Source organism: Neisseria sp. P0021.S007, from assembly GCF_051956855.1.
Genome location: NZ_JBQCXA010000964.1, coordinates 1 through 558, shown reverse-complemented (window position 1 = coordinate 558; position 558 = coordinate 1). Strand labels below are relative to the sequence as shown.

Annotated in this window: 1 protein-coding gene; it reads right to left on the bottom strand. The window is 46.2% G+C overall.

Annotation, left to right across the window (positions count from 1 at the left end; all coding sequences use genetic code 11):
• On the bottom strand, positions 1 to 496 hold a 496-nt coding region (locus tag ACTHUR_RS16975; protein WP_440399866.1), incomplete at its 3' end, for a sigma-70 family RNA polymerase sigma factor.
• Positions 497 to 558: the final 62 nt, after the last annotated feature.

Genomic DNA, 558 nt, shown 5'->3' with positions numbered 1-558 from the left:
CCATAATTTTGGCTATTTCCTCGTAAGACAAACCGTCCATTTCCCTCAAGGTAATGGCTTTGCGTAAGTCTTCGGGCAAATGCGAAATCGTTGATTCGACTGTTTGGAGGATTTCCCGATTGATCATTTCAGCTTCCGGCGTATGGTAATCCGCAATCTGATCCGATAAATCCAGGATATCCCCGTCTTCGTTAGCAGCCTCTGCACTGACGAACGGCTGCTTTCCTGATGTTACTAAGAAGTTCTTGGCGGTATTGATGGCAATCCGGTACAACCAAGTATAAAAAGCACTCTCGCCTCGGAAGTTCGGCAAGGCCCGATAAGCCCTAATCATTGCCTCTTGCGCCACATCGTTGACTTCGTGTTCGTCTTTGACAAAACGGGAAATCAATCGGATGAGCCGACGCTGATATTTGGACATCAGCATCTCGAATGCTTTTTGTTCGCCCTTCTGTGCGCGCTCTACCAAGGCCTGATCAATCTGGCGATCATTCATATCTTACCTTTTGTAATAACTGCATTATAAGCTATAAAGTAGTAAAGCGTGCTGTGCCAGTT